Genomic DNA, 21,746 nt, shown 5'->3' with positions numbered 1-21,746 from the left:
GGGCCGGCCCTCCGTTCGTCGACGGGGTCAGGCGCTGAGGCGGAACTGCTCGCCCAGCTCGCGGAAGACCGCGCCGTTGAAGTCGAAGGCGCGCTTGCACTCGTCGATGATGCGCTGCTTCTCCAGGTCGTCCGCGGCGATCGCGTCCAACAGCTCCCGGTAGGTCCGCTTGAAGGCGGCCGGGTTGGAGATGTCGGCGAACACGTAGAACCGGACGCCGTCGCCCTTGCGCTCGAAGCCCCAGGTGCGCTCCGCCTTGTCGCGGATGATCTGGCCGCCGGAGAGGTCGCCCAGGTAGCGCGTGTAGTGGTGGGCCACGTAACCGCCGGGCCAGGACGTCGCGCACTCGGCGACGCGCTCGGCGTACGCCGCGGTCGCGGGCAGCGCGACCAGGCTCTCGCGCCAGCCGGGCCCGCGCAGGTGGGCCAGGTCCCGCTCGATCTCGGCCAGGCGCATCAGCTCGGGCCTTATGAACGGCCCGGCCACCGGGTCCTCCCGGAGGGAGTCGGCCGCCTCCTCCAGCGCCCGGTACACGAACCACAGCTGCTCGGTGTAGCGGGTGTACGCGTCCACGCCGAGCCGCCCGCCGAGCAGGTCGCTCATGAACGTCGAGGTCTCGGCCTCGGTGTGCTGCTCGTGCGAGGCGACACGGATGACCGTGGAGAAGGCGTCCAAGACGGACCTCCGGAAGGAAGGGGAAACAGGCGTGGCGGCAGTGCCGCCATGCCCGATCTTCCTACTTAGGCTTGCCTAAGTCAATGTGTTCCCGACGGCTTGTCGGTAAAAAGGTCCGGATGGTTCATGCCTACGGCAAGGTCAGGATCTCCGCCCCGCTGTCCGTCACCACGAGCGTGTGCTCGAACTGCGCGGTCCGCTTGCGGTCCTTCGTCACCACGGTCCAGCCGTCGTCCCACATGTCGTAGTCGTGGGTGCCCAGCGTCAGCATCGGCTCGATCGTGAAGGTCATGCCGGGCTCGATGACGGTGGTGGCGTGCGGGCTGTCGTAGTGCGGGATGATCAGACCGGAGTGGAACGACGAGTTGATGCCGTGCCCGGTGAAGTCCCGGACCACCCCGTAGCCGAAGCGCTTGGCGTACGACTCGATGACCCGGCCGATGATGTTGATCTGGCGGCCCGGCTTGACCGCCTTGATGGCCCGGTTCAGGGCCTCGCGGGTCCGCTCCACCAGCAGCCGCGACTCCTCGTCCACCTCCCCGCACAGGTAGGTGGCGTTGTTGTCGCCGTGCACCCCGCCGATGTACGCGGTCACGTCGAGGTTCACGATGTCGCCGTCGCGCAGGACGGTCGAGTCGGGGATGCCGTGACAGATGACCTCGTTCAACGAGGAGCACAGGGACTTCGGGAAGCCCCGGTAGCCCAGCGTCGACGGGTAGGCGCCGTGGTCGCACATGTACGCGTGCGCGACCGCGTCCAACTCGTCGGTGGTCACCCCCGGCGCGATGAGCTTGGCGGCCTCCTCCATCGCCTGGGCGGCGATCCGGCCGGCGATGCGCATGGCCTCGATGGTCTCGGCCGTCTGCACCTCCGGTCCGGTGTACGGAGTGGGCGCGGGCTTGCCCACGTACTCGGGCCGGCGGATGTTTCCGGGAACGGAACGGACGGGAGAGAGCTCGCCTGGTACGAGCAGCGACTGGCCAGACATGCGAGCGAGTGTATCCAGCGGGGATGGGGCAGCATGGCTCCGAGAGCAGCATCGAGAGGAGCCGGACGACGATGGCCCTGTTCAAGAAGCGTCAGGTGGGCAAACCGGGCGAGTGGTACTACTGCCTGGTCCACAACAAGGTGGAAGAGGGCCCCGACTGCCCCGCCAAGGACCGCTTCGGCCCGTACGGGAGCCCCGAGGAGGCCGGTCACGCCATGGAGACGGCGCAGGAACGCAACCTCGAATGGCAGAACGACCCGAAGTGGAACGACAAGACCCGCGAGGAGGGCGAGGGCGGGACCGCGACGCCCTAGGTGTACTGACCCGCGTCGCCTACCAACGGCCGGCCGGCGGGGCGGTCAGCTGATCGGCCAGCCGAGCCAGCCGGTCGCGCAACCGCCGCGACCCCCGCCGGGCGGGCGGGCCGTTCTCCCCGGCCGCCGCGCTGACCAGGTGCTGCACCGTGTCGAGGTCCAGCCCGGCGGTGTCGCGCGGCACCGAGAGGGCGTCGTGCGCCAGGGTGCCGAGATCGGGGTCCCCGCCGTCCAGCGCCAGTACGGTGGCCCCCGCGCGGCGGGCGTCGTGGACCCGCTCCAGCAGCCCCGCGTCGGGCCGCTCCGGAGCCACCACCAGCAGGGTGTGCCCGCGCCGGGCCGCCTCCAGCCGCCCCAGCCCCACCGACAGGTGCGGCGGTTCGCCCGGCAGCACCCGGTGGCGCACCAGCGTCGGCGCCAGCTCCGGCAGCCCCGACCAGGCGGCCTCGTCCACCAGGTGCGCGGCCATGTGCCAGGGTTCGTACTGTTCCGTGCCGACCAGCAGCAGACCGGTCCCGGACGGCGCCACCGACCGGCGCAGCGAACCCGCGAACCGGCGGGCCTCCCGCGGCCACTGCGTACCGGCGAGCACCTCGCGCAGCAGCGCGACCCTGACGGCGTCCATGACGGCATCCTGCACCATCGGGCACAGCTTCAGGAGCGCTTCCTTCCACTTGGCCGTGCCCCACGGGACTCGAACCGGCGACTACTCGGCAGTACCCTCGCCCCCATGACCTCCACAGACAGCACGCAGAAGCCGCCGGCCAAGGACCCCTGGGACCTGCCGGACGTCTCCGGCCTCGTCGTCGGCGTCCTCGGCGGCACCGGCGACCAGGGCCGTGGCCTCGCCTACCGGCTCGCCCGCGCCGGCCAGAAGGTGATCATCGGCTCCCGCGCCGCCGACCGGGCCGAGACCGCCGCCGCGGAACTCGGCCTCGGGGTCGAGGGCGCCGACAACGCGGACTGCGCGCGCCGCAGCGACATCGTGATCATCGCGGTGCCGTGGGAGGGCCACGCCAAGACCCTGGAAGCCCTTCGCGAGGACCTCGCCGGCAAGCTCGTCGTGGACTGCGTCAACCCGCTCGGGTTCGACAAGCAGGGCGCCTACGCCCTCAAGGTCGAAGAGGGCAGCGCCGCCCAGCAGGCCGCCGCCCTGCTCCCCGACTCCCGCGTCACGGCCGCCTTCCACCACCTCTCGGCGGTCCTCCTCCAGGACGCCTCCGTGGAGGAGATCGACACCGACGTGATGGTCCTCGGCGAGTCCCGCGCCGACACCGACCTCGTCCAGGCCCTCGCCGCCCGCATCCCCGGCATGCGCGGCGTCTTCGCAGGCCGGCTGCGAAACGCCCACCAGGTCGAGGCCATGGTCGCCAACCTGATCTCCACCAACCGCCGCTACAAGGCCCACGCCGGCCTGCGCCTCACCGACGTGTGAGCCCGCCGCCGGGGCCGCCCGCGGCGGCCCCGGCAGCACCCGGCCGTGCCCCGGCCGTGCCCCGGCCGTGCGCGGCCGGGTGCATGGGGGACACTGGAGGAGCTCGACCCCGCCCCGTGTCGCCGAGGAGCTGTTCCCGATGCCCCGCCTTGCCGTGTTCGCCGTTGTCGTCTGCGCCCTCGCCGTGGCCGCCGCCGTGGTCGCCTTCGTGGAGGGCAGCTTCCTCGGCATCGTGTGGGTGCTGCTGGCCGGCCTGACGTCCAACATGGCCTGGTACTACGTGCGCAAGGCCAAGGCGGAGAAGCCCCAGAAGGTCTGAGCCGGGCCTGCGCCCGGGGCTATTCGGCCGGGACCGCGCAGAAGTACCCGTCGGCGTCGTTCCAGAAGCGGTACAGGTCGCGACCGCAGTACGTGTCCAGGTCCGACACGCCGAGCGCGCTCAGCACCCCGCTCACCGTGTCGAAGAAGAACGTGTTGACGGACGGGATCCACAGCAGCGCGAACACGCCGATCAGCGCGAACGGCGCCAGCGGCTCCACCTCGCGGCGCACCCGGTGCGGCAGCCACGGCTCGATGACCCCGTAGCCGTCCAGCCCCGGCACCGGCAGGAAGTTCAGGATCGCCGCCGACACCTGGAGCAGGGCCAGGAAGGCCAGCGCCATCCGGAACGGCACCGGCACCCCGTCCAGGGCGTCCAGCCAGAACGGCGCCGTGCACACCACGGCGAAGGCCACGTTGACGAGCGGACCCGCCGCCGAGATCAGGCTGTGCTTCCAACGGCCCCGGATCCGACCCCGCTCGATGTACACGGCGCCACCGGGCAGACCGAGCCCGCCCAGGATCACGAAGACCACCGGCAGGACGATGCTCAGCAACGGGTGCGTGTACTTCAGCGGGTTCAGCGTCAGGTAGCCCTTCGAGCCGACGCTGATGTCACCGCCGTGCAGGGCCGTGCGGGCGTGCGCGTACTCGTGCAGGCACAGCGAGACGATCCACGCCGAGGTCACGAAGAGGAAGACGGCCAACCCCGGGCTCGCCGCATAGCCCGTCCACACGGCCCAGCCCGTGACCGCCATGACGGCGACCACGCCGAGGAATACGGAACTGATCTGCCGCTCGCTGCGGCTGCCCTGGTGACCCATGCGGCGAAACCTACCCCGGCCCGTGCGCGGGCAGGAGTGCGGGGGCGGCGACAATGGGCCGGTGCATTACGCGATTCTCGGCACCGCCCAGGCCATCCGCGACGACGGGAGCACCGTCGCCGTCGGTGGCCCGCGCCTGCGGGCCCTGCTGACCGCGCTCGCCCTGCGCCCGGGGCGGGCCGTCCCGCCCGCCCTGCTGGTCGCCGACGTGTGGGACGCGGAACCACCCGCCGACGCCCCCGCCGCGCTCCAGGCCCTCGTCGGGCGGCTGCGGCGGGCCCTGGGACACGGGGCCGTGCGCTCCGCCGAGGGCGGCTACCTGCTCGACGCGCGGCGCGAGGACATCGACCTGTACCGCTTCGAGCGGCTCGTCCGCGAAGCGGCGGACGCCCCCGACCCGGCGGGCGCCGCCGCCCGCTACGACGAGGCACTCGCCCTGTGGCGCGGACCGGCCCTGGCCGATCTGCCCGACCCGGCGGCCGAGGCCGCCCGGTGGGAGGCCGTGCGCCTCGACGCGCGCCGGGGCCGGCTCGCCGCGGCCCTCGAACTCGGCGACGCCCCGCGGATCCTGCCGGAGCTGGCCGAACTGTGCGCCCGCCGGCCCCTGGACGAACCCCTCCAGGTGCTGCGGATCCGGGCCCTGCGCGACGCCGGCCGCCCCGCCGAGGCCCTCGCCGCCTACGAGGACGTCCGCCGCGACCTCGCCGCCCGCCTGGGAGCCGACCCGGGCCCCGCCCTGCGCGCCCTGCACACCGAGCTCCTCAGCCCGCCCGTCCCGCGCCCCGCGCCGGGCACCGCGCCCGCGCCGGGCACCGCCTCCGCGCCCGCGCCCGGTGTCCTCCCCGCGTCCCCGCCGACCCGCGCTTCCGCGGGGCCCGCGGACCCGGACCCCGCGCCCGGCACCGGGGCCGCCGGCGGGCCGACCGCGGACGCCCGGGCCCCCCGGCGTTCCGTGCCGGCCCCCGCCCCGGGCAACCTCCGCGCCCGCCTCACCACCTTCGTCGGCCGCGAGGACGACATCCGGGTCATCGGCGAGGACCTCGCCCGCGCCCGGCTCGTGACCCTGCTCGGCCCCGGCGGCGCCGGCAAGACCCGCCTCTCCCAGGAGGCCGCCGAGGCACACGCCGCCCGCGCCCGGTCCCGCGCCGACGCGACCCCGGCCGACGGGGCGCACCTCCCCGACGCCTGGACCGACGGGGTGTGGCTCGTCGAGCTGGCTCCCGTCGACGACCCCGAGGACGTCGCCGAGGCCGTCCTCGCCGCCCTCGGAGCCCGCGAGACCAAGCTCCGGGGCGCCGCCGCCGAGGAGATCCGGGCCCTGACCGACCGGGCCGGCGACGACCCCCTCGACCGGCTCACCGAACACTGCGCACGCCGCCGGATCCTGCTGCTCCTCGACAACTGCGAGCACGTCATCGGTGCCGCCGCCGAACTCGCCGAACGGCTCCTCACGCACTGCCCCGGCGTGCAGATCCTGGCCACCAGCCGCGAACCCCTCGGCGTACCGGGGGAGACCCTGCGCCCCGTGGAACCCCTGCCCGACCCGGTCGCGCTCCGTCTCCTCGGCGACCGCGGGGCCGCCGCCCGACCCGGCTTCAGCCCGGCGGACGACCCGGTCGCCGCCGCCGAGATCTGCCGCCGCCTCGACGGCCTGCCGCTCGCCATCGAACTGGCCGCCGCCCGACTGCGGCTGCTCACCCCGCGCCAGATCGCCGACCGGCTCGACGACCGCTTCCGGCTCCTCACCAGCGGATCCCGCACGGTCCTGCCCCGCCAACAGACCCTGCGGGCCGTCGTCGACTGGTCCTGGGACCTCCTCGACGAGGCCGAACGCACCGTCCTGCGCCGGCTGTCCGTCTTCGCCGGCGGCTGCGACCTCGCCGCCGCCGAGACCGTCTGCGCGCACGGCGCCCTCGACATCGCCGACACCCTCGGCTCCCTCGTCGACAAGTCCCTCGTCGTCGCCACCCCCGGCCCCGACGGCTCCGACATGCGCTACCGCCTCCTGGAGACCGTCGGCGAGTACGCCGGCGAACGCCTCGCCGAGGCGCCGGGGGACCTTGGCGCCACCGAGCACCGTCACCTCGTCCACTACCGCGAACTCGCCCGCACCACCGAACCCCTGCTCCGCGGGCACGGTCAGCGGGCCGCCGCCGACCGGCTGGCCACCGAGTACGAGAACCTGCGCACCGCCCTGCGCCGGGCCGTCGCCACCCGCGACGCCGACGAGGTGCTGTGCCTGATCCACTCGCTGGGCTGGTACTGGCACATGCACGACCTGCGGGCCGAGTCCCGGCACTGGACCGAGGCGGCCGCGACGCTCGGCCCCGACCCCTTCACCCCGCCCGTGGTCCCCGCCGAGCCCGTCCACGAACGGCTCGTCGACTCGCCTCCGCCCTACTCCGGCGAACTCCTCACCGAGGCCTGGCGCGCCGTCCACCTGGTCCGGCTCGCCGCCCGGGACCAGACCAACGACACCTGGAACAGCCCGGACGTCCGGGCCCAGGTCGAGGGGGTGCTCACCGCCTACCGGCCGGGACTGCCGCAGACCTGCCGCACACCCAGCTCGCTGTGGATCTACGCCGTCATGATCTCGGGCAACCCCGGGCTGCTCAAGGAGGTCGTGGACGCGACCGTCACCACCGCCCGCGCGCTCGGCTACCGCTGGGAGTTGGCCTCCGCGCTCCAACTGCGCGCCAACGTCCTCGCCAACCGCGCCGACTGGGCCGGCGACGCCGCCCGCGACGCCGACGAGAGCCTGGCGCTGTTCCGCGACCTCGGCGACGCCTGGGGCTGCGCCGAAGCGCTGTCGGCGCGCGCCGAATCCCTGGAGAAGCGAGGCGAGTACGGTCCGGCCACCCGCGACTACCGCGAGGCCATCGCCTACGCCGAACGCCTCGGCGCCAGGGCCCAGGTGGCGGTGCTGCGCGTCCGGATGGCCGGGACGCTCTCCGAGAGCGGCCGGCACGAGGAGGCCGAGCAGATCCTCAAGGACGTCACGGCCACGGTCCAGCAGTACGGCAACGAGGCCCTGCCGGCGGCCCGGATGTTCCTCGCGGGCATCCTCGGGCGCACCGGGCGCACCGTCGAGGCCCGGGAACAGCTCCAACTCCTGCGCGACGAGTTCGCGTTCGGCGCGTTCGCCGTCTTCGACGGCTTCCTGCTCGGCACGATGGCCTGGCTGGACAACCAGGAGGGCCGCTACGAGGACGCCCTGGACCGGATCCGGCAGGCCATGGGTTCCGTCCAGGAGCCGATGGCGCGGCTGGTGGCCCCCCAGATGCCCGCCGTCTACCTGATGACCGCCGGCCTCTCCCTGGCGCTGCTCGGCGGCGACCGGCGGCTGCGCGACGCCGCCCGGCTGATCGGCGCCTACCGGGCCCTGCTGCCCGCCGGGCACTTCCCCGTGTCGACCGAACGCGAGGACTCCGCCCGCGCCGAGGAACTGGTGCGGGCGGCGCTGGGCGACGCGGCGTACGAGGCGGCGTACGCCGAAGGCGGCGGCCTCACCCTGGAGGAGGCCACCGCCCTGTTCTGATCCGGGCCCGGGTCGGGGGCCCGTCCGGGACGCGATCCGAACGGACCGTTGCGACCCGGCGGGGGTCAGGTCTTCTGGCGGAACTTGCGGACGGCCAGCGGCATGGTGATCGCCGTGATGGCGACGGACCAGGCCAGGGTCATCCACACCGAGTTGCCGAGCGGCGCGCCGTTGATCAGGGCGCGGGCGGCGTCGGCCAGGTTGGACAGCGGGTTGTAGTCGGTGAAGCTCTGCAGCCAGCCCGGCATGGTGTCCGGCTTCGCGAAGATCGAGCTGCCGAACTGGAGCGGCATCAGGACCAGCATCGCCATGCCCTGGACGGCCTGCGCGGTCTTCATCGTGAGACCCAGCAGGATGAAGATCCACATCAGTGAGGCGCCGAAGACGACCGACAGGCCGATGGCGAAGAACAGGTCCAGCACCGAGCCGTCGATCGACAGGCCGAGGATGAAACCGACGCAGAGCAGGATCGCGATGGCGATCAGCATCCGGCCGATCTCGACGACGATCTTCGCGAGGAGGACCGACGACCGGGCGATCGGCATGGACCGGAAGCGGTCCATCACGCCCTTCTTGAAGTCGTCGTTGACGCCGGTGCCCACCGCCATGGCGATGTTCATCCCCATCATCGCCATCAGACCGGGGACCAGGTAGCTGACGTACTCGCCCTGGTTGCCCTTGCCGGAGACCGCGCCGCCGAAGACGAACACGAACAGCAGCGTGAAGATGATCGGCATGAACAGGACGTCGAACATCGACTCGGGGTCCTGCTTGATCTGGAGGGCGTTGCGGCGCACCAGGGCGCCGATGTGCCGCAGGTTGGCCCGCAGGCCGATCCGGCCCTCGCCGGGCGGCGCGACCGCGGGAGCCGGGAGGGACGCGGTGTCGGCGGGCTGCTTCGTCGTGGTTACGGTGCTCATGCCGCGACCTCCTGATTCTGCTCGGTCTTCTCGGCGGTGACGGAGTCCTCGACGGACGACGGCTTCTGCCCGGTGATGGACAGGAACACCTCGTCGAGGCTGGGCAGGTACGTGCCGAGGTCGGCGATCGCGTACCCGCGGGCGGCCAGCAGCCCGACCACTGCGGTCAGCTGCTCGTCGCTCAGGATCGGGACCAGCAGCGCGCCCTCGTCCGGCACGGCCTGCGAACCGGCGATGCCGTCCAGCCCGGCCTCCGCGAGGGAGCGGGCCATGCCCGGCAGGTCGGACGGGTCCACGGGACGGACCCGCAGGGTGCGGCCCCCCACGCGCGCCTTCAGCTCGTCGACCTTGCCGTTGGCGATGACCTTGCCGCGGTCGATGACCGTCAGCTCACTGGCGAGCTGCTCGGCCTCCTCCATGTACTGCGTGGTCAGCAGGACGGTCGCGCCCTCGGCGACCAGCCGCTGGACCTCGTCCCACACCTCGTTGCGGGTGCGGGGGTCGAGACCGGTGGTCGGCTCGTCCAGGTAGAGGACGGCCGGGTTGCCGATCAGCGACGCCGCGAGGTCGAGCCGGCGGCGCATGCCACCGGAGTAGTTCATGGCGGCCTTCTTCGCCGCCTCGGTCAGGGAGAACCGCTCCAGCATCTCGTCCGCGCGCAGCCGGGCGTCCTTGCGGGACAGGTCCAGCAGCCGGCCGATCATGTAGAGGTTCTCCCAGCCGGAGAGCTTCTCGTCGACCGAGGCGTACTGCCCGGTCAGGCCGATGGTCCGGCGCAGCTGCCGGGGCTGGCGGACCACGTCGTAACCGGCGACCCGGGCGGTGCCGGCGTCCGGGACGACCAGGGTGGACAGGCAGCGCACCAGGGTCGTCTTGCCCGCGCCGTTGGGGCCGAGGACCCCGAGGACGGTGCCCTCGCGCACATCGAGGTCCACACCGTCGAGGGCCTTGGTCTCGCCGTAGTGCTTGACCAGACCCCGCACTTCCACAGCGTTGGGATGGTTGTCGTTTCGCGTCATGCCCACCATGGGACCATCCGCCACTGACAAAGCCCCTACAAGCGTCCGACAGGCGGACGACGCCCCGCCGACATCCGTGTCGGCGGGGCGTCGGGCCGGGCCCCGATCTAGTGGAAGGCGTGCTCCGCCTGCGGGAACGATCCGCCGACGACGTCCTCGGCGAAGGCCTTCGCCGCGTCACCCATCGTCTTGCGGAGGTTGGCGTACTGCTTCACGAACCGCGGCATCTTCCCGCCGGTCAGACCCATCATGTCGGTCCACACCAGCACCTGCGCGTCGCACTCCGAGCCCGCGCCGATGCCCACGGTCGGGATGTGCAGGGACCGGGTGACCTCGGCGGCCAGCTCGGCCGGGACCAGCTCCAGGACCACCGCGAAGGCACCCGCGTCCTGCGCGGCCTTCGCGTCGCGCAGCAGCTGGTGCGCGGCCTCGTCGGTGCGGCCCTGCACCCGGTAGCCCATGGCGTTCACGGACTGCGGGGTCAGGCCCAGGTGCGACATGACGGGGATGCCGGACTGCACGATCAGCTCGGTCTGGTGCAGCGAACGCTCGCCGCCCTCCAGCTTGACCGCCCCGACCCCGGCCTCCTTGACGAGTCGGGTCGCGCTGCGCAGCGCCTGCACGGCGCCCTCCTGGTACGAGCCGAACGGCAGGTCGCCGACGATCAGGGCCCGGCTGGTGCCCCGTACGACGGCCGCCGACAGCAGGGTCATCTCGTCCATCGTCACGGGGACGGTGGTCTCGTAGCCGAGGTGACAGTTGCCCATCGAGTCGCCGACGAGCATGACCGGGATCCCGGCCTCGTCGAACACGGACGCGGTCATCGCGTCGTAGGCGGTGAGCATGGGCCACTTCTCGCCGCGTTCCTTGGCGAGGGTGAGGTCGCGGACGGTGATGCGGCGGGTGCCCGCACCCCCGTACAGGGTCGGAGAGGCTTCGCGGGCAGGCGAAACGGCATGCGACATTGCAACTGCTCCTTGTGTCATCTCGAGGCGCCCTCACGGCGTCCCCGGACTCACCCACCATGGTGGCACCCGTCCGGCCCACGACGGAAGTACCACGTAGGGCGGCCGATGACCGGTCCGTCACACTCCTGCTCCGGCTCAGGGCGCGCCCGAGCCAATGTGCGCGTTTCGTGACAAGCGGAACCCTTGCCGCACGGCCGTTCGTCCCTCCGGTTGTATGGCCGCGAAGGACGGCACCGAAGGCTCCGCGCATCGCCTAGGGTCAAGGGGCGGGGACGGAGCGCGAGCACGGCAGCGAGGACATGGGCATGGCACAGGCGTACATGACGGAGACGGGGAACGGCGGCTCCGAGCCGGGGCCCTCGCGAACCGGTCTCCGGCGCCGGCTGGCCGGACTGAGGCACGACCGGGGCATCTGGAAGCGCGGCATCGTGACCGCCTCACTGGCCGCCGTGACCTCGCTGGTCATGATCCTGCACGCGGAGCTGCCCAACGACGTCGGCAACCTGGGCAGCCTCACCGAGACCTTCCTGCCCTGGCTGGGCCTGATGGTGCCGGTGCTGCTGGTCGCGGCGGTGATCCGCAAGTCGGCCACCGCGCTGATCTCGATACTGCTGACCACCGTGGTCTGGGCGAACCTCTTCGGCGGCCTCGTCACCGACAAGTCGGGCGCCGGCGGCAACCTGATGGTCGCCGCGCACAACGTCGACGCCGACAACCTCGACCCGCAGGGCACCGCCGAGTCCGTGGCGAAGTCCAAGGCCGACGTGCTGGCGCTGACCGAGCTCAAGGCGAGCGCCGTCCCGATATACGAGAAGGCGCTGGCGGACACGTACAAGTACCACGCCGTCGAGGGCACCGTCGGCGTGTGGAGCAAGTACCCGCTGACCTCCAGCAAGCCCGTCGACATCCGCCTCGGCTGGGTCCGGGCCATGCGCACCACCGTGGCCGGTCCCACGGGCGCGATCGGCGTCTACGTCGCCCACCTCCCCTCGGTACGGGTCAAGCTCAACGCCGGTTTCACCGCGAACCAGCGCGACAACAGTGCCGACGCGCTGGGCGCGGCGCTCGCCGCCGAACCGCTGCGGAAGGTCATCCTGCTCGGTGACCTCAACGGCACCATGAACGACCGGGCCCTGTCCGAGGTCACCTCGCAGATGCGTTCCACCCAGGGTGCGGCGGGCGACGGCTTCGGCTTCAGCTGGCCCGCGCAGTTCCCGATGGCCCGCATCGACCAGATCATGGTGCGCGGCATCAAGCCGGAGGCCTCCTGGACGCTGCCGCGCACGGGCAGCGACCACCTGCCGATCGCGGCCCGCCTCACCGTCAAGCCTTAGTCGTGGCCGTGGCGCTCGCGGCCGTGGCCGCGAGCGCTGCCCCGGTCGGCGCGGCCGTGCCTACGACCGTTCGCGCCAGCCGTTCGTGATGGGCAGCCGACGGTCCTTGCCGAAGCCCTTCGCGGAGATCTTCGTGCCCGGCGGGTACTGGCGGCGCTTGTACTCCGCCGTGTCGACCATGCGCAGGGTCCTGGCGACCAGCTCGCGGTCGAAGCCGGCCGCGACGATGGCGTCCAGCCCCTGGTCGCGGTCCACGTACAGGTCCAGGATCGCGTCCAGCACCGGATAGTCCGGCAGGGAGTCCGTGTCCACCTGGCCCGGGCGCAGCTCGGCGCTCGGCGGCTTCACGATCGAGTTCTCCGGGATCGGCGGGATCTCGCCGCGGTCGAAGGCGGCCCGGTTGCGGTACCGGGCGAGACGGAAGACGTCCGACTTGTAGACGTCCTTGATCGGGCCGTACGCGCCGACGGAGTCCCCGTAGAGGGTCGAGTAGCCGACCGCCAGCTCGGACTTGTTGCCCGGGGCCAGCACGATGTGGCCCTCCTGGTTGGAGACCGCCATCAGCATGGTGCCGCGCAGCCGGGACTGGAGGTTCTCCTCCGCCAGGCCGGTCAGGCCCAGCGAACCCATGTAGGCGTCGAACATCGGCTCGATCGGCACGGTCCGGAAGTTCAGGCCGGTCCGCTCGGCGAGCCCGGCCGCGTCGCCCCGGGAGTGGTCCGAGGAGTACTTCGACGGCATCGAGATGCCGTACACGTTCTGCGCGCCGATCGCGTCACAGGCGATGGCGGCGACGAGCGCGGAGTCGATGCCGCCCGACAGGCCGATCAGGACCGACCGGAAACCGTTCTTCCTGACGTAGGCGCGCAGGCCCACGACGAGCGCGTCGTAGATCTCCTCGTCGTCGTCGAGGCGCTCCGCGTAGCCGCCGGGGACGACGGACTCGTACGGTTCCACCGGCTCCTCGGAGAGGACGACGCGGTCGATCCGCAGGCCGTCGTCGACGATGCCCTCCGGGGCGTCCGGCGAGGCGGCCGGGAGGTCCAGGTCGACCAGCACGCAGCCCTCGGAGAACTGCGGGGCGCGGGCGACGACCTCGCCGGAGGCGTCCACGACGATCGAGTCGCCGTCGAAGACCAGCTCGTCCTGGCCGCCCATCATGGCGACGTAGGCGAGGGTGCAACCGGCCTCCTGGGCCCGCTTGCGGACCAGTTCGAGGCGCACGTCGTCCTTGTTGCGCTCGTACGGGGAGGCGTTGACGGAGATCAACAACCCGGCCCCGGCCGAACGGGTGGCCGGGACGCGGCCGCCGTCCTGCCAGAGGTCCTCGCAGATGGCCAGGGCCACGTCGATGCCGCGGACCCGGACGACCGGCTGGGTGTTGCCCGGCACGAAGTACCGGAATTCGTCGAAGACGCCGTAGTTGGGGAGGTGGTGCTTGGCGAAGCGCAGCACCACCCGGCCGCCGTGCAGGACGGCGGCCGCGTTCTCCGGGGACCCGGCGGGCTTGCCGAGGCGGGGCACGGCCTGCTCGGTGCGGTCGAGGTAGCCGACGACCACCGGCAGTTCGCCGAGGCCCTCCGCCGCGAGGCGCTCCGCGAGCTCGCGGAGCGCCTCGCGGGAGGCCTCGACGAAGGAGCCGCGCAGGGCGAGGTCCTCGACGGGGTACCCGGTCAGCACCATCTCCGGGAACGCCACCAGGTGAGCGCCCTGCTCGGCGGAGTGCCGGGTCCAGTGGACGATCGAGTCCGCGTTGGCGGCGATGTTGCCGACGTGCGAGTCGATCTGATTCAGAGCGAGACGTAGTTGAGGCACGTCGCCCAGTCTAATCGTCTTTCTGACGCGATGTCCTGTGGTCCGGGCATCCGGGCCTGTCGGCGTCAGCCGATCGGGCCGCTGAACTTGACGTCCCGCAGCAGGACGCCGGGGGAGATCACGGCGTCGATGCGCTCGGCGCCCTCGGGAATCTCGTAGGCGATCGTGCCGGTCGCGGACCGGCCCGGCTCGATGACGCCCTCCACGTGCTGCGGCATCCGGACGTCGTAGACGACCTTGCCCTCGTTGCCCTTCTCGTCCTTGATGTCGGGCACGGCGTAGATGACCTCGTGCGGCTTGTTCGTGGTGTTGGTGATGGTGAGCGTCAGCTGCACGGCGTTGCCGACCTCGATGACCTTGCTGTTGGTGACGTACTTCTTCGGCGACGACAGGCTCACCTTGATGCCGTTCGGGTACGAGTACGTCTGGCCGAACGGCAGCGGGGTGCTGATGCCCGGGCCCTCGTCGCGGGGCTTGGGCGGCAGGCTGAACGTCGGGCCGCCCGACGGCATGGTGAAGGGCTCGTCCTCCTCCCAGTCCTCGTCGATGCTCTCGGACGAGCTCCGGGCCACGGCCACGGTCAGGAACCCGCCGCCGACGGAGGTCAGGATGCTGACCACGCCCAGGATCGTGCCCACGAGGGCCATGCCCTTGCGGGCGGCGCCGTGCCGGGCGGCGGCCATGGCGCCGATGCCCATGCCGAGACCGGTGAGGCCGATGATGGTGCCGAGCCAGAAGAAGAACGGGGCGAAGGTCACCGGGATCGCGATGATGCCGAGGGTCAGGGAGGCGACGGCGAGCCCGTTGGTGGACGGGGCGGGCGCCGGGTAGCCGGCGTATCCGGGGTGGGGCGGGTAGCCGGGATGGCCCGGGTGGCCCGGGTAGCCGGGAGGGGCCTGTTGGCCGGGGTACCCCGGCTGACCCGGATACCCGAAGGCGGGGCCGGCCGGGGCTCCCCAGGCGTTGGCCGGTGCGCCGTAGCCGCCGGCGGGCGGCGGGGGCGGCGTGAGCGGCGCGAACCCGCCGGGGGCGGGAGGCGCGAACGGGTTGTGCTCGGCCTGGGCCGCGGGCGTCGCGGGGGCCTCCGCCGCCGCGGGGGCGCCGAAGCCGGCGGCGGGCGGTTCCACGGGCGCGGGGGCCGGGGGAGCCGCCGGGGGAACGTCGGGCCCGAAGTGGTCGTGCAGCGCCGGAGCCGGAGCGGGAGCCGCGGTCGGAGCCGGAGCCGGAGCCGGGGTCGGCGTGGGCGTCGGCGTCGGCACCGGAGGGGCGACGGCGGGGGCCGCGGGTGCGGCGGGCGGCGCGTCCTGCGGGGTCTTGCTCAGCGAGGTGGCCGGGGTGGCCGGGGCCGCCGGGGGCGCGTCCTGCGGGGGCTTGCTCAGCGACGTGGTCGGGGTGGCCGGGGGCGCGTCGGTCGGGGTGGGTTCGGTGGAGGGGGACTTCGACAGGGACGTCCGCGCCGGGGTCTCGGGTATGGGCGTCCCCTCGGCCTCCGTCGGCGGGCCGACGGGGTCGCTGGGCGGGTTCGGGGGCGTGCTCATACCGGGGCGTCCTCGGGCGGTGGGTGGGCGGGGCGTGCGCCAGCCTGCCACGACGGGGCAGCCCCACCAACCGACTTCGTCCTCCCGGTGCGCGATCCGGGCCCGGTATCCACCGACTTCGCACGGTCCGTGGCGATCGCTCCGCCGCGGGGCGCCACCATCCGCCCCCGGCTTCGCCGCCCCCGCAGTGGTGACCGCCACGCGCGGCGCGGGCAACGTCGGCGGGTGCCCGTTCGTCCTACCTCCCGTGGGCCCGGTCGGCCCGGTGGTTCCGACCGGGGGACCGGACCCGGATCTGCTTAGGATTAGTCACACTATGCGTACAAATGGCAGCAACGGCCCCTCCGTGCGGAGCGCCTGGCCCGTCGCCACCCTGATCGGTCTCGGCGCCGCCGCCTACACCGCGTGGGTGCTGGAAGTCGTCCTCTCGACCGGCCTCAACCCCATCGAGACGTACGTCAGCGAGCTCGCCGCGCAGGACCAGCCCCTCGGCGGCCTGTTCCGCGCCACCGACTTCACCGCGGGCGTCCTCGTCCTCCTCGGCGGACTCCTCGCCCTGGCCCGTCTGGTGCGGTACGCCGAGTCCCGCCGCCCCTGGGCGGTCATCGGTTGGGCCGGCATCACCCTCTTCGGCGCGGCCACCGCCGCCGACGCCTGGCTGCCGCTCAGCTGCGCGCCCACCGTGGACCCCGAATGCGCCGCCCGCGAGACCGCCGGACTGGTCCCCGCCACCCATCAGGCCCATGCCGTCAGCAGCAGTCTCGCCATGACCGGCGCCCTCACCGGCATAGTCGCCCTCACCATCGCCGCCCGCCGCTACGGCTGGTTCGCCCCGCTCGCCCGCTACGGTCCCGCCCTCGTCGCCCTGGAACTCCTCGCCACCGCCTGGACCCTGACCGCCATCGCCATGTTCACCGCCGGTCACGGAACCTGGGCCCTCGGCGCCGGCCAGCGGCTCCAGGTGCTGCTCGTGGCGCTCTGGCTGGGGCTGCTCGCCCATTCCGTCCACCGCGAGCGCCGGACGTGAACGACGGCGCCGGACGCTTCGTGCGCGTCGACGGGGTCCCGCTGCACGTGCTCGTCGAGGGGCGCGGACCGGTGTGCGTGCTGGCCGCCGGGCTCGCCATGGCCTGGTTCGACTGGGACCCGGTCGCCCGGCTCCTCGCCGACCGGGGCCGCACCGTCGTCCGCTTCGACCGGCCCGGACACGGGCTGAGCGGGCCCGCCGCGGAACCCGCGACCGCGGCCGGGGAGGCGCACCGGATCGCCGCCCTCCTCGACGCCCTCGGCCCGGTCACCGACTCCGGGCCCGTCACCGTCGTCGGGCACTCCATCGCCGGGTTCCACGCCGAGGCCTTCGCCCGCCTGTACCCCGGGCGCACCGCGGCCGTCGTCCTCCTCGACTCCAGCGTCGAGGAACACCCGCGCGCGCTGCTGCCCGCCGCGCTGCGCACCGGCGCGGCCCGGGCCCTCGGCCGGGCGGTGACCGCCGCCGGACTCCCCGCCGCGCTCGGCCCGGCCGCCCGCGGCCTGGTCGTACGGGCCTCGCGGACCGGTGGCGGCGACCCGGCCCCGCAGGACCTCGTACGCCGCTGCTACCGCACCGGCCGCGTCTGGCGCGGGGCGCTGCTGGAGAACTCCCGCTACCCGGACACGGCCGCCGAGGTGGCCGCCCTGCGCGGTACGCACCCCCTGGAGGCGCCCGCCACCGTCATGGTGGGTCACGTCGGCGGCTCCGGGCGCACGGCACGGCGCTGGCTCGCCCGGCAGGAGGCCCTGGCCGAGCTGCTCGACGCCCGCTTCGAGGTGGCGGAACCGTCCGGGCACCTGGTCATGCTGGACCGCCCGCACCAGGTGGCACGGGCGGTCCTGGAGGCCGCCGAGCGGCCCCGGGGGCATCGTGCGTAGGCCCGTAGGCCCGAAGTTCCGGCGGTCCCGCTGTGCGCGAGCCCGTCGGCCGCGCGTTCGCGGGCCCGTCGCCCCCGCGCGTGGACCCGTCAGCCCCGGGCGTAGACCTGCTCCGCCCAGTCGGCTATCTGCTTGTCCGAGAGGTGCCGGGCCAGGTCGGCCTCGCTGATCATGCCGACGAGCTTCTTGTCCCTGATCACGGGCAGTCGCTTGATCTGGTGGTCCTGCATCTCCTGCAACACCTCGGAGACGTCCGCGCCCGCGTCGATCCAGCGCGGCGTTCCCTTGGCCATGTCGCCCGCCGTGATCTTCGACGGGTCGTGCCCCATGGCCACGCAGCCCACCACGATGTCGCGGTCGGTCAGGATGCCGCAAAGCCGTTGTTCGGTGTCACTGATGGGCAGCGCGCCCACGTTGAGGCGGCTCATGAGCTGAGCGGCCCGGTCCAGGGTCTCGGTGGCGGGAATCCACTGGGCCCCGGGGTGCATGATCTCTCCGGCGGTGGTCATCGTGAGAACCTCCTGAGCACGCCGTCGCGGCGGGCGCGGACGCGTCCGTCCCGGCGTCCCCATCCTCGTTCGCCCGTTCGGAGTACGCGACTCCACGGGGCTCGACCCCACCGCGCCCGACGCGAAAGCGGAAGCGCCCGTACGGCTGGGAGACCGGGCCTCCTCACCCGTACGGGCGCTCGCGGACGAGCCGGGCGCGTCAGCCGCGCGGCGCCGCCCCGCGCTGCTTCAGCATGTCCGCCATCAGGGTGAGCTCGGACTGCTGGGCCTCGACCATGCCCTGGGCCAGCGCCCGCTCCGCCGGGGTCTGGCACTGGCGCGCACAGCCCTCCGCCATCGCGACGCCGCCCTTGTGGTGGTCGGTCATCAGCTGGAGGTAGAGCACCTCGGCGTCCCGGCCGCCGGCGGCGCCGAGCCGCGTCAGCTCCTCCTTCGTGGCCATGCCCGGCATGATCGCCCCGGATCCGGCGGAGCCGGTGGGGGCCGCGGCGTGCCCGGAGTGCGCGCCGTGCCCCCCGCCCTCGGCAGTCCCCATCCAGGACATCGGCGGCTCGTCGGCGACCACCTTTGGCAGCCCCCACAGGTCCAGCCAGCCCAGCAGCATGCCGCGCTGGTTGGCCTGGGTGTTGGCGATGTCGTAGGCGAGGGTGCGAACGGCCTCGTCCTGCGTGCGGTCGCGGACGATGAACGACATCTCGACCGCCTGCTGGTGGTGCACCGCCATGTCCCGGGCGAACCCCGCGTCGGGGGAGTGCAGCCCCGGGGTGCGGGCCGCGTCGCCGCCGCCCGAGCCGCTCGCGGTGGCGACCGTGGCCCCGACCGCGAACAGCACGGCCAGGACGACGGCCGCGCCCGCGGCCCAGTACGTACGGTTCACTTGCCGGTCAGCCCGTTCGTGCAGGCCGCACCCGGCTCGGGGGTCTGCGAGCCCATCACGTACTTGGTGAAGAACTGCTCGACCCGGGGGTCGGCCGCGCTCTCCACCGTCACCTGCTTGCCCCACGCGCTGAGCATGATCGCTCCGGTCTGCTCCTTGACCGGGCTCATCAGCGTGTACGGGGTCTTGCGCACCTTCTCGGAGAGCTTGTCCAGGTCGCCCTTGGGGGCCTTGTCGTTGTACGTCACCCACACCGCGCCGTGCTCCAGCGAGTGGACGGCGTTCACCTCGGGGACCGGCTCCGTGTAGACGTCGCCGTTGCAGTTCATCCAGCGCGGGTGGTGGTCCCCGCCGACGGGCGGGTTCATCTCGTACTTCACCGGCGTCTCGACGTGGTTGCGGCCGAGCTTCTTCGCGTCCCACTCCTGCTCGCCGCTGACCGGGTTCTTGATGGCGGCGGCCTTGGCCTTCGCGACCGCCTCGTCCTTCTGCTTCTGGTCGATCAGCACCCAAGCGCCGAAGCCGACGAGCCCGGCGACGATCGCCGTCGAGGCCGTGATGGCGATGATCTTGTTGCGCCGATCGCGTGCTTTGTCGGCGCGGCGCATCTCGGCTATGCGCGTCTGGCGGGAGTGCTGGTCGGACGTCCTGCTGGCCATGTGCCCTGGTTCCTTCTGGTGAGGGGGGTGTCGGGGTCGAGCCTGTGGTGCGGTGCGGTGCGGAGCGGGACCCGTCAGGTCCGCAGCACTTGCAGGGCGTGCAGGTCGGGGGCACGGGCGAGCGTCCCGGGAGGGCGGACCGGCCCCACCGGCGCCGTACGGGCGGCAACACCGGACCCGGCCCCCACGAGCGCCACGGCGGGCGGCGGCGCCGGCAGCACGGCCGGCGTCACGCGGGACAGCGGCGAGCACCCCGGCAGGTCGTACGGGGACACGCAGACGGCGTGCGCGGACTGCGCCCGTACGGGGTCCGGCACGTGCGCGTCGGCGGGCCGCACGCACAGGAAGGCCATCACGGCCGCCACCCCGAAGGCGATCAGCAGCACGACGGCAGCGCGGCGCACGGGCTGACGCCCGCGGTCCCCGCGCCCGATGTGCTCCCCGGCCCCCATGGGCGCCGATGGTAATGCTCATGACCGTCCCGCGGTCAGTGCGGGGTGTCATCACCTTTCGGGGGTGCGTAATGTGGCGGAAACCACCGCCGGCGATACTGGGCCGGCCCGACTGTGCCCACCCGCTCCTCGGGGCGGTGGTGCACAGGCCGTCTGAACTGCGAGGATGAAGCCATGGACAAGCAGCAGGAATTCGTCCTCCGGACGCTTGAGGAGCGCGACATCCGCTTCGTGCGCCTGTGGTTCACCGACGTACTGGGCTTTCTCAAGTCCGTCGCTGTCGCACCCGCCGAACTGGAGCAGGCCTTCGACGAAGGCATCGGTTTCGACGGCTCCGCGATCGAGGGCTTCGCCCGGGTCTACGAGTCCGACATGATCGCCAAGCCGGACCCGAGCACGTTCCAGATACTGCCGTGGCGCGCCGAGGCCCCCGGGACCGCCCGGATGTTCTGCGACATCCTCATGCCGGACGGCTCCCCGTCCTTCGCGGACCCCCGCTACGTCCTCAAGCGCATCCTCGCCAAGACCTCCGACCTGGGCTTCACCTTCTACACCCACCCGGAGATCGAGTTCTTCCTGCTGAAGGACAAGCCGCTGGACGGGTCCCGCCCGGTCCCCGCCGACAACTCCGGCTACTTCGACCACACCCCGCAGAACGTCGGCATGGACTTCCGCCGCCAGGCGATCACCATGCTCGAATCGATGGGCATCTCGGTCGAGTTCAGCCACCACGAGGGCGCGCCCGGCCAGCAGGAGATCGACCTCCGCTACGCCGACGCCCTCTCGACGGCCGACAACATCATGACCTTCCGCCTCGTCATGAAGCAGGTCGCCCTCGAACAGGGCGTCCAGGCCACCTTCATGCCGAAGCCGTTCTCGGAGTACCCGGGCTCGGGCATGCACACCCACCTCTCCCTCTTCGAGGGCGACCGCAACGCCTTCTACGAGTCGGGCGCCGAGTACCAGCTCTCGAAGGTCGGCCGCTCCTTCATCGCCGGCCTGCTGCGCCACGCGGCGGAGACGGCGGCGGTCACCAACCAGTGGGTCAACTCGTACAAGCGCATCTGGGGCGGCTCCTCCCGCACCGCCGGCTCGGGCGGCGAGGCCCCCTCGTACATCTGCTGGGGCCACAACAACCGCTCGGCCCTGATCCGCGTCCCGATGTACAAGCCGGGCAAGACGGGCTCCTCGCGCGTCGAGGTCCGCTCGATCGACTCCGGCGCGAACCCGTACCTGACGTACGCGGTCCTCCTCGCGGCGGGCCTCAAGGGCATCGAGGAGGGTTACGAACTCCCGGCCGGAGCCGACGACGACGTCTGGGCCCTCTCCGACGCCGAACGCCGCGCCATGGGCATCGAACCCCTCCCGCAGAACCTCGGCGAGGCCATCTCCCTGATGGAACGCAGCGAACTCGTCGCCGAAACCCTGGGCGAGCACGTCTTCGACTTCTTCCTGCGCAACAAGAAGCAGGAGTGGGAGGAGTACCGGAGCGAGGTCACGGCCTTCGAGCTGCGCAAGATGATGCCGGTGCTGTAAGGGCGGTTCAGAGCCCTTTCGAGCCATGCCTGACACCCCGGGCCGGCGGTCACCGACCGCCGGCCCGGGGCCGTCTCATTCCCCGGGGCCGTCTGCGGGCCGTCGGACGCGGAACCCGA

The 21,746-nt window shown here is 72.6% G+C and carries 21 protein-coding genes; 8 read left to right on the top strand and 13 right to left on the bottom strand.

The genetic code is table 11. The features are described from left to right. Positions 1–27: 27 nt before the first annotated feature. Both ACFVS6_RS19820 and map read right to left on the bottom strand, forming a co-directional pair. Positions 28–675: a heme oxygenase (biliverdin-producing) gene (locus ACFVS6_RS19820; RefSeq protein ID WP_281210988.1), complete on the bottom strand. Its 648-nt coding sequence runs from the start codon at positions 673–675 to the stop codon at positions 28–30. Between the two features lie 130 nt (positions 676–805). Further along, positions 806–1,663 carry a type I methionyl aminopeptidase gene (gene map / locus ACFVS6_RS19815; protein WP_389705372.1) on the bottom strand — a complete coding sequence of 286 codons (858 nt, stop codon included), beginning with the start codon at positions 1,661–1,663 and terminating at the stop codon, positions 806–808. 71 nt (positions 1,664–1,734) lie between these two features. Here map and ACFVS6_RS19810 point away from each other — a divergent pair, with 71 nt between their 5' ends. Continuing rightward, positions 1,735–1,977, top strand: a complete 243-nt coding sequence (locus ACFVS6_RS19810) for a hypothetical protein (protein ID WP_389705380.1) — start codon at positions 1,735–1,737, stop codon at positions 1,975–1,977. Positions 1,978–1,996: 19 nt separating this feature from the next. Here ACFVS6_RS19810 and ACFVS6_RS19805 read toward each other — a convergent pair whose 3' ends face one another. Beyond that, positions 1,997–2,602, bottom strand: coding sequence for a hypothetical protein (locus ACFVS6_RS19805; protein WP_389705370.1), 606 nt, complete (start codon positions 2,600–2,602; stop codon positions 1,997–1,999). 105 nt (positions 2,603–2,707) lie between these two features. Here ACFVS6_RS19805 and npdG point away from each other — a divergent pair, with 105 nt between their 5' ends. Continuing rightward, positions 2,708–3,412, top strand: coding sequence for an NADPH-dependent F420 reductase (gene npdG, locus ACFVS6_RS19800; RefSeq protein ID WP_389705368.1), 705 nt, complete (start codon positions 2,708–2,710; stop codon positions 3,410–3,412). Between the two features lie 139 nt (positions 3,413–3,551). Then, positions 3,552–3,731 carry a hypothetical protein gene (locus tag ACFVS6_RS19795; RefSeq protein WP_389705366.1) on the top strand — a complete coding sequence of 60 codons (180 nt, stop codon included), beginning with the start codon at positions 3,552–3,554 and terminating at the stop codon, positions 3,729–3,731. Between the two features lie 19 nt (positions 3,732–3,750). Here the strand turns inward: ACFVS6_RS19795 and ACFVS6_RS19790 are convergent, their stop codons facing one another. Next, a complete protein-coding gene (locus ACFVS6_RS19790; RefSeq protein WP_389705364.1) occupies positions 3,751–4,554 on the bottom strand; it encodes a site-2 protease family protein in 804 nt (267 codons plus the stop codon). A gap of 61 nt (positions 4,555–4,615) precedes the next feature. Between ACFVS6_RS19790 and ACFVS6_RS19785 the strand changes: the two genes are divergently transcribed. Then, complete coding sequence (locus ACFVS6_RS19785) at positions 4,616–8,092, top strand: BTAD domain-containing putative transcriptional regulator (protein WP_389705362.1); 3,477 nt, start codon at positions 4,616–4,618, stop codon at positions 8,090–8,092. 65 nt (positions 8,093–8,157) lie between these two features. Here the strand turns inward: ACFVS6_RS19785 and ACFVS6_RS19780 are convergent, their stop codons facing one another. The 3 genes from ACFVS6_RS19780 to panB form a co-directional block, all read right to left on the bottom strand. Beyond that, the gene (locus ACFVS6_RS19780) at positions 8,158–9,012 is read right to left on the bottom strand and encodes an ABC transporter permease (RefSeq protein ID WP_389705360.1); all 855 of its coding nucleotides are present in this window, start codon (positions 9,010–9,012) and stop codon (positions 8,158–8,160) included. Continuing rightward, positions 9,009–10,040 (bottom strand): ATP-binding cassette domain-containing protein, encoded by a 1,032-nt coding sequence (locus ACFVS6_RS19775; protein WP_389705358.1) that lies wholly within the window; start codon positions 10,038–10,040, stop codon positions 9,009–9,011. Before ACFVS6_RS19775 ends, ACFVS6_RS19780 begins: the two co-directional genes overlap by 4 nt. A gap of 98 nt (positions 10,041–10,138) precedes the next feature. Continuing rightward, a complete protein-coding gene (gene panB / locus ACFVS6_RS19770) occupies positions 10,139–10,996 on the bottom strand; it encodes a 3-methyl-2-oxobutanoate hydroxymethyltransferase (protein WP_389705356.1) in 858 nt (285 codons plus the stop codon). 308 nt (positions 10,997–11,304) lie between these two features. On the opposite strand from panB, the gene ACFVS6_RS19765 reads away from it, so the two are divergent. Continuing rightward, positions 11,305–12,333 carry an endonuclease/exonuclease/phosphatase family protein gene (locus tag ACFVS6_RS19765; protein ID WP_389705354.1) on the top strand — a complete coding sequence of 343 codons (1,029 nt, stop codon included), beginning with the start codon at positions 11,305–11,307 and terminating at the stop codon, positions 12,331–12,333. A 60-nt stretch (positions 12,334–12,393) separates the two neighbouring features. On the opposite strand, the gene ACFVS6_RS19760 is transcribed toward ACFVS6_RS19765, so the two are convergent. Further along, the gene (locus ACFVS6_RS19760; RefSeq protein ID WP_389705352.1) at positions 12,394–14,148 is read right to left on the bottom strand and encodes an NAD+ synthase; all 1,755 of its coding nucleotides are present in this window, start codon (positions 14,146–14,148) and stop codon (positions 12,394–12,396) included. A gap of 65 nt (positions 14,149–14,213) precedes the next feature. Next, the gene (locus ACFVS6_RS19755; RefSeq protein ID WP_389705350.1) at positions 14,214–15,686 is read right to left on the bottom strand and encodes a hypothetical protein; all 1,473 of its coding nucleotides are present in this window, start codon (positions 15,684–15,686) and stop codon (positions 14,214–14,216) included. A gap of 316 nt (positions 15,687–16,002) precedes the next feature. On the opposite strand from ACFVS6_RS19755, the gene ACFVS6_RS19750 reads away from it, so the two are divergent. Together ACFVS6_RS19750 and ACFVS6_RS19745 are read left to right on the top strand one after the other, a co-directional pair. Beyond that, positions 16,003–16,713, top strand: a complete 711-nt coding sequence (locus ACFVS6_RS19750) for a DUF998 domain-containing protein (protein ID WP_389705348.1) — start codon at positions 16,003–16,005, stop codon at positions 16,711–16,713. Then, complete coding sequence (locus tag ACFVS6_RS19745) at positions 16,710–17,594, top strand: alpha/beta fold hydrolase (RefSeq protein WP_389705346.1); 885 nt, start codon at positions 16,710–16,712, stop codon at positions 17,592–17,594. The genes ACFVS6_RS19750 and ACFVS6_RS19745 overlap by 4 nt, the downstream gene beginning before the upstream one ends. Before the next feature lie 89 nt (positions 17,595–17,683). On the opposite strand, the gene ACFVS6_RS19740 is transcribed toward ACFVS6_RS19745, so the two are convergent. The 4 genes from ACFVS6_RS19740 to ACFVS6_RS19725 all read right to left on the bottom strand — a co-directional run bounded on the left by ACFVS6_RS19740 (position 17,684) and on the right by ACFVS6_RS19725 (position 20,091). Next, on the bottom strand, positions 17,684–18,103 hold the full coding sequence (locus ACFVS6_RS19740; RefSeq protein ID WP_389705345.1) for a CBS domain-containing protein: 420 nt from the start codon (positions 18,101–18,103) through the stop codon (positions 17,684–17,686). Between the two features lie 199 nt (positions 18,104–18,302). Then, entirely contained in the window at positions 18,303–18,980 is a 678-nt protein-coding gene (locus ACFVS6_RS19735) for a DUF305 domain-containing protein (RefSeq protein WP_389705343.1), read from the bottom strand. Beyond that, positions 18,977–19,639, bottom strand: coding sequence for a DUF3105 domain-containing protein (locus tag ACFVS6_RS19730; RefSeq protein ID WP_389705342.1), 663 nt, complete (start codon positions 19,637–19,639; stop codon positions 18,977–18,979). Before ACFVS6_RS19730 ends, ACFVS6_RS19735 begins: the two co-directional genes overlap by 4 nt. Positions 19,640–19,713: 74 nt before the next feature. Continuing rightward, positions 19,714–20,091, bottom strand: coding sequence for a hypothetical protein (locus ACFVS6_RS19725; RefSeq protein WP_389705341.1), 378 nt, complete (start codon positions 20,089–20,091; stop codon positions 19,714–19,716). A 174-nt stretch (positions 20,092–20,265) separates the two neighbouring features. On the opposite strand from ACFVS6_RS19725, the gene glnA reads away from it, so the two are divergent. Then, positions 20,266–21,627: a type I glutamate--ammonia ligase gene (gene glnA / locus ACFVS6_RS19720; protein ID WP_073914665.1), complete on the top strand. Its 1,362-nt coding sequence runs from the start codon at positions 20,266–20,268 to the stop codon at positions 21,625–21,627. Positions 21,628–21,746: the final 119 nt, after the last annotated feature.

It is taken from the genome of Streptomyces sp. NPDC057939 (genome assembly GCF_042887545.1).
Lineage (GTDB): Bacteria > Actinomycetota > Actinomycetes > Streptomycetales > Streptomycetaceae > Streptomyces.
The sequence above is the reverse complement of the archived record's forward strand: the minus strand, read 5'-3'. Positions and strand labels throughout refer to the sequence as shown.